Annotated in this window: 5 protein-coding genes and 1 pseudogene; 1 reads left to right on the top strand and 5 read right to left on the bottom strand. The window is 45.0% G+C overall.

Features of this window, described 5'->3' with window-relative positions; all coding sequences use genetic code 11:
* Positions 1 to 96 precede the first annotated feature (96 nt).
* From trxA to CCU_RS04105, 3 genes are all read right to left on the bottom strand, one after another.
* Entirely contained in the window at positions 97 to 408 is a 312-nt protein-coding gene (gene trxA / locus CCU_RS04115; protein WP_022217252.1) for a thioredoxin, read from the bottom strand.
* Between the two features lie 324 nt (positions 409 to 732).
* The gene (locus tag CCU_RS04110) at positions 733 to 2,808 is read right to left on the bottom strand and encodes a heavy metal translocating P-type ATPase (protein WP_055280450.1); all 2,076 of its coding nucleotides are present in this window, start codon (positions 2,806 to 2,808) and stop codon (positions 733 to 735) included.
* A 37-nt stretch (positions 2,809 to 2,845) separates the two neighbouring features.
* Positions 2,846 to 3,166, bottom strand: a complete 321-nt coding sequence (locus tag CCU_RS04105) for a DUF6110 family protein (protein WP_015533671.1) — start codon at positions 3,164 to 3,166, stop codon at positions 2,846 to 2,848.
* A 385-nt stretch (positions 3,167 to 3,551) separates the two neighbouring features.
* Here CCU_RS04105 and CCU_RS04100 point away from each other — a divergent pair, with 385 nt between their 5' ends.
* Positions 3,552 to 4,526, top strand: coding sequence for a putative ABC transporter permease (locus CCU_RS04100; RefSeq protein WP_015533670.1), 975 nt, complete (start codon positions 3,552 to 3,554; stop codon positions 4,524 to 4,526).
* A gap of 87 nt (positions 4,527 to 4,613) precedes the next feature.
* Here the strand turns inward: CCU_RS04100 and CCU_RS04095 are convergent, their stop codons facing one another.
* Positions 4,614 to 6,704: a fibronectin type III domain-containing protein gene (locus CCU_RS04095; protein WP_015533669.1), complete on the bottom strand. Its 2,091-nt coding sequence runs from the start codon at positions 6,702 to 6,704 to the stop codon at positions 4,614 to 4,616.
* 33 nt (positions 6,705 to 6,737) lie between these two features.
* Positions 6,738 to 7,375, bottom strand: a pseudogene (locus CCU_RS04090) (hypothetical protein); the annotation flags it as partial.

The following is a 7,375-nucleotide window of genomic DNA, read 5'->3' as shown; positions in this document are numbered from 1 at the left end:
AGTCTGACAGGGCTTTATGTTTTTCCTGTTTCTAGTTTGTATCCCCACTTCAATTCAGATCCCAATTAAAATATCCGGGATACATATCACAGACAATTATTTGATCTTCTCAATGAAATCGAGAAGATCATACTTGGATATAGCTCCGACACTCCTCGATGCCTCAACACCATTCTTGTACAGTATCAATGTCGGAACACTGAACACCTTATTGGCAGCCGCAAGTCCGGGATTCTCATCCACGTCCACACTGAAGAAATCCACTTCACCATTCAGTTCATCTGCAACCGTGTGAAATACCGGTGCCATCATCTTGCATGGTCCGCACCATGTTGCTGAGAAATCCGCAACCGCCACACCGCATGCCTTTATATCTTCAAAATTATCGCCTTTTACCGTTTTTACCATACTGATCATCCTCCATTCTATTGTGATGAACACACGCATCACGCTGTGCTCCACACACATCTGTATATTTTCATTTCATAAACATTCCAGATAATATCTGCTAATATTCTGCCCTTATGTTCAGCTATCTACTCATGATTTATACGTACATTTTGTCATATTCTGTCGGCCCGGTCAACAATTCTTACAGATTATTTTTATTATTTAAAATCATCTTTTAACTACAAAACTGCCCTCCTCACTAATGTTCCGGAATCCCGGGTACTCATCACAGTGAAGAGGGCAGCTTTATTTTATATTCTATATGATTCTACGCTTCGATCATCAATCCAGCAGCTTCTTCATACTGTCAAGACTTATGAGAAGCGTCGATGAATTGTGAAGCAGTGCTGATGTGGTTGGCTGGATAACTCCCATCACGCCCAGGATGATAAGTCCTGTGTTGATGGTCACTATCTTGCGATAGTTCCTGTTGATCCTGCTCATCAGCTTATTACTGAGTTCCTTAAGTGTTACGAGCTCGTACAGATTGTCCGCACTGACAGTTATATCTGCGATCTCTCTGGCAATCTCCGCGCCATCACTTACGGCAATTCCAGCATCGGATGCCGACAGTGCAGGTGAGTCATTGATTCCATCTCCCACCATGATGACCTTTCGACCCGCAGTCTTCTCAGCCTCGACAAACTTTGCCTTGTCCTCAGGAAGGACCTCTGAGTAATACTCATCCACCCCTACCTGCTCTGCAATAGCCTTGGCCGTTCTGTCACTGTCTCCTGTCATCATGACAACCTTCTTGATTCCCAGCTTCTTGAGCCTTGAAACAACCTCAGCCGACTCAGGTCTGACCGGATCCTTGATGGATATGACTGCTGCCAGCCTGCCATCGATTCCCATGAACAGATGTGAATGAGTCTTGGACAACGACTCGTACAGCTCTATCTTATCCTCAGGTATCACACAGCCCTCATCCTCAAATACGAAATGATAGCTTCCTATGACAACCTTCTTGCCGTCTATGCTTGATGAGATACCGTGAGCCACAACATACTCAACCTTGGAGTGCATCTCCTCATGCTCCAGCCCCTTGGCTGCAGCTCCTGCCACAACCGCTCTTGCCATGGAATGAGGGAAATGCTCCTCCAGACATGCAGCTATCCTGAGCAGTTCATCAGGATCTCTTCCGTCAAATGATACGACGCGTACAAGCGTAGGTGATGCCTTTGTAAGTGTTCCTGTCTTGTCAAATACTATCGTGTCTGCATCAGCTACAGCCTCCAGGAATTTGCCGCCCTTGACTGTGAGGTGATGCTTGTTTGCCTCCTGTATAGCAGACAATACCGCTATAGGCATGGACATCTTCAGTGCACATGAATAGTCGACCATGAGCACCGCAAGTGTCTTGGTGATATTCCTTGTTAAAAGGTATGTGAGGATAGTTCCACCGAGAGTCCATGGCACAAGACCATCTGCAAGATGCTCTGCCTTGCTCTCAAGTCCTGACTTAAGCTTCTCAGACTCCTCTATCATCGCAACAACTTTATCATATCTGCTGGTCTTACCAGTCTTTACAACTCTGACTACCAGCTCACCTTCCTCAACAACTGTACCTGCATATGCACTGTCTCCGTGTCCCTTGTGGACCGGTACTGACTCTCCGGTGAGGGATGCCTGATTGACCATGCCCTCGCCCTGATCCACAACACCGTCAAATGGAATGACATTGCCCATATGAACCACTACCAGATCATCCTTTGCGATCTTCGCACTGTCCATAAGTACATCACAATCATCCACACGCACCCATACCTTATTGATATTGAGTGACATGCTTCTTGCCAGTCCATCCACCGACTTCTTATGTGTCCACTCCTCAAGGATCTCACCGATCTCCAGAAGGAACATGACTGATCCCGCCGTCGCGAAATCATTTGTCAGAATGGATGCTGTTATGGCTGTTGCATCGAGAACCGGCACCTCAAGCTTCCTGTTCGCAAGACACTTGAGCCCCTTGCCTATATACTTGAGAGCTTTGACGGATGTCAGACAATACCGAAGCGGCATTGGCATGATCCATTTCTTGGTCATGTACCAGGCGGTCTTCCAAAACAGCTTGTCCTCATACTGTCTGTTCATGACTCTGCCTGATGTCTCTGTGAGATCCGCCGGAACCTCCACCCTGTCATATCCAAACTGTCTCAGCGCATCTATCACCGCTGCACGGTCACCATCATATATGATGATCGCGTCACAGGTTCTGTCGTGCACCTTGACCTCTTCCACTGCCTCACAGTTCTCCAGATAATACTGAAGTATGTCGGCCTGTGCCATGGTCATACGGCTCTGTGCCATGTGTATACGCAGACGATTCTTTGTTTCATTTAAAATAGAAAACTTCAAGATCTTCGCCTCTTTCTTATGTTTTGTCTTATACTGATTACCCTTCTACAGTCTCTGCTGCGTCAGCGCTCTCAGCCTCTGTGCACTCAGTATCCTCAAAGTCAGCCTCTGCTGCCTTCTGTGCTCTTGCCTCGTTAATATCCTTTGCTCCTGCGTAGATATCACCACAGTTCTCCTGGATAGTATTTGCTGTCTTCATGACACAGTCCTTTGCTCTAAGAACACCAGCTGTACAATGTGTATATACGTTCTTTGCATCCTTGCTTGAGAGAACCTTGATACCAGCTGTTCCAAATAATACTCCACCTGCAAATATTCCAAGCTTCTTCCAGTTTACCTTCTTTAATGCCTTCATCATGATTTTGTCCTCCTTGATTATATATTTATTCTGATTAATGATATGACCACTTATACGCATGGTGGATTATATGACAGGCTTCGCCATGATTCGATTTTTCTAATCACGATTTGTTCAATCAAACTCTCCTTAACGTAAAAATGCATTCTCGATCTTCGTACTGTAGAAAGAGTCTGCATCTGTTTCGTGGCTTTTTATTTGCTGTAAGTATAGCACTGCCCCGGCGTTAGTCCAATATAACATTCGCAATTTAAATGACTTTTTTTCTCAATAAGTATCAACAAGCTATCTTACACTTGTGACATTTTGTAAGGTTGCTTTTTTTCCTTCTATATACTATCTTATTACTATTGGCAAAGTCATATATACAAAGGAGATTCCATGTATGGATAATTTCAATATCAAAAGTATTCTGGTAATATTATTTTTATTTTTCATAGGATGCATCATGGGCTGGTGCATTGAAGTCATATTCAGAAAGTTCTTCTCCAAGAGCAACCCAAGCCACAAATGGATCAACCCGGGATTCCTCATCGGACCTTACCTGCCTCTCTACGGTTCAGGCCTGGTGGTGCTGTATCTCCTGTCCCTGATCCATATAGATGCTGTTGACGCCCATCCTGTTTTGCAAAAGGTTCTGGTGGTACTGATCATGGCCATCGCCATGACCGTTGTGGAATACATTGCCGGACGTATATTTATAATAGGAATGAACATCAAGCTGTGGGACTACTCAGATGAGTGGGGCAATATACAGGGCATCATATGTCCGCTGTTCTCATTCTTCTGGGGTGTGATCGCGGCACTGTACTATTTCTTCCTCCATCCACACATACTGAACGCTGTGTACTGGCTGGCGGATCACCTGACATTCTCCTTCTTCATCGGTTTCTTCTACGGGGTATTCGTGATCGACTGTGTTGTATCATTCAACCTGATGAGCAAGGTGAAGAAATTTGCGAAAGAGAATGATCTTATTGTCCGTGTTGAGGAACTCAAGTCCCGACTGGCTCTGGATCGTGAGAAGTTCAAGGAGAAGCCAAGCTTCCTTCTCTCTCTTCACGATACAGCATCGATCAAACGAGCATTTGAGAATAACCCTGAAAGCTTCTCCATAACAAAGAAGATCAAACGGAAGGCTGAGGAGCTTACAGAGAACGTAAAGGAAAAAAGCGCTGTGATAAGTGAAAATCTCAAGGAAAAGAGCGAGGTGATCACCGAGGGTATCAAGGCTGCCGGAACTGAGGCAAAGGCCCGCATAGGCGAGACGCTGAATCGAAATGATTCATCAGATGTGGCCGACACAGATCTGTTCGACAATTCCCACAGGGACATAACAGAACACAAGAATGAAAAATAATATCATTCTAAGCATATAACAAAAGCAAAAATACCATGTACAGGCGAAATGCTGTACATGGTATTTTTTACGCGCTCTATTTACTTTTTATCTGTACTTGACACTAGCCTTCTTGTAGGTTCCTGCCGTCTTTCCTTTGTATGGTTTTACAAAGTATGTGTACTTTGTTCCTGACTTCACACGGCGGTCAAGATATGTTCTGGTCTTTGCTTTCACAACCTTCACACATTTGAATCTGCCGCTGCCTGTCTTTTTGTATATCTTATAGCCGGCGGCTCCCTTTGTCTTCTTCCAGGAGACTCTTACTCCCTGTGAGGTATTCTTTGCTCTTGCGGTCGTGCAACCTATATAATACTGGCTCTTTGCCTTGGAGCCGCCCTTTGTATAGCTGTTGTATGCCGATACTCTGTATGTGTAGGTCTTTCCTCCTACAACAGATCTGTCTACCATTGATCTCACAGAGCTTCCCTTCACTGTCTTTATAAGTCTGTATGCACCCTTGCCTGTGCGTCTGTATACCTTATAACCGGTGGCTCTTGAATCGGTATTCCAGGTGAGGCTTATTCCCTTACCTGTATTCTTCGTTTTGACCGTCACCGTCGCAAGCTTCAATTTGTCAAGTGTGACATTCTTGGTATATCCGCAGTTGCTGCATTTGTACTTCTGCGATCCCTGGGATGTGAATGTCGGCTGTTTTGTAACCTCTCCCGCCTGCCATTTGTGGCTCATACATGCTCCGAGATAGTAAGCGTCCTTTCTTGTACAGGATGGAGTGTCGGAAACCCAGATCACAACATCATTTCCGTAATATCCCATTCCATATATGTTTACACCTGATACATACTTCTGTCTTATGTCATATATAGCCCACGCCTTGCGCTCATTTACCTCAAGATCTATCCATGCAACATATCTCGATGTGCAGAAATAGAGCTTTTCCTGTGCAAGGAACAGTGTTCCATACTGTTTGTTAAGTGCCGTACCATCTGTATCCAGCCATTCATCCTGCCCGGTAAATATCGTTGTATTTACACCGTTGGTGAAGCTGTACTTGTTTATCTGATAGTATGATGACTGGCTGCCCTGCTTTATGCTGTACCAGTAGCCCTTTCTATAAAAGATTACCTTCTCAACGCCATTCCAGAACTGGCCTTTTTCATATCGCTTATCCGTGGCATTGCTGTATGTTCCCTTCCATACATTTCCCACCTTTGTGTCATATCTGCCAAGATAATAATCGCTGCTGGCGGCCTTAGTCTTACTGTTCAAGGTGTCAAAGCTTACAAGGAAATAATCATGCATCGACCTTCCCGGTATATCACTTGCGGGATCATCCCAGGTTGCGTCAACGTGATACCACTTTCCACCTATATTTACAACATTCCACGCATGGTTTACATACCGGCTTGTGGCAACTCCACTCGGAACCCCGGCTTTCCTGAGGAAATACCACATGGTCTCCGCATATCCCTGACACACGCTGCTCCTCTTAACCAATACACCATACATATCATACATGTGGTCTCTTCCGGTTGTTGGATCAAATTCCTTAGCCCCGCTGGTGTCATATGCAACTGTAGATGTCAGGAACTCATGATATGCAAGCACGATCTCTGCCGGCTTCATGTTCTTTGTATTTATCTGCTTGTTCACTTCCGCTATGGCTGCATCCAACTGCTTCTTTTCGGTTCGGGCATTTGGCTTGTATGAGAACTTCAGATACACGACCTTTCCTGTGGTCTGGTCATACAGATAACTGTATCTTGCCACATACACGACCTCGGGATGCGCATTCATTGCGGTTGTGACTACATTTGCAACATTTCGTGTGGTCAATCCCCAGCTCTTTACATTGAGTCTCGGTGAAAATTTCTCCACAGCGCCGACAATGGCACTCTCATATTTCTTTGAATTTGCCGCTGCCAGTGACGCTTCCGATGAATCCGATGCTTCATCTTCTATTATCTGTCCGCCAAATTGCAGGATACCTGAAGTATCGCCCTCCTGCTCAAGCAACTGACCATAGCTGCTCTGTGATGAGTCATACTGTTCCTGAGTATCTTCCGCAAATGCTGGTATTTTTCCGCCGTACAGCACACACGCAGCGATGACGCCCACCACAAATATCATCCTGATACGCCGCACAGCTTCTGTGAGTCTTACATTTTCATATTTCATTCTTTTTCTCCCTTATAATTACGCAGTAAGCATCTACCTTTTTATTCTCTTCTGCGGTGACGCTGCACTGTATGTCTTATTATTCACTGCCTTCACAATGTAATAATAAGTCTGACCTTTCTTTGCCGTTTTGTCTGTCCAACTGAGAGTTTTCGCTGTTACAGTCTTGACTGCCCTGTATTTGCCTGTTGGTGTCTTTCTATACACAATGTATTTTTTTGCACCGGCAGACTTTTTCCAGGAAAGTTTCACTCCCTGTGCTGACTTCCTGACCGTGACAACCGGAGCCTTGATGTAGAGAATACTTGCCTCTGTATATCCACTGAGTACATTTCCATTATATGCCTTTACACAGTAGTAATACCTGTTTCCTGACTTGACTGTCTTGTCTACATAGCTTGTCGTTCCCGACTTGACTGTCTTGATACATACATATCTTCCCTTGGCGGTTCTCCTGTATATCTTGTAACCAGATGCCCCTGACGCTTTATTCCAGGTAAGCTTTATCGCGCCGGCCTGCTGTGCAGACTTTACGGTTACCTTCGCAAGCTTCAGCCTTGCAATTGTGACCTGCTTTGCTGCGCCACATGTCTTGCACGTATATTTCCTGACTCCTGTAGCTGTATATGTAGCTTTCTTAGTAACCGTTCCATTATCCCATGCATGGGTCA

It is taken from the genome of Coprococcus sp. ART55/1, assembly GCF_000210595.1.
GTDB classification, from domain to species: Bacteria; Bacillota; Clostridia; order Lachnospirales; family Lachnospiraceae; genus Coprococcus; species Coprococcus aceti.
This window is presented reverse-complemented; position numbering and strand designations above follow the sequence as displayed.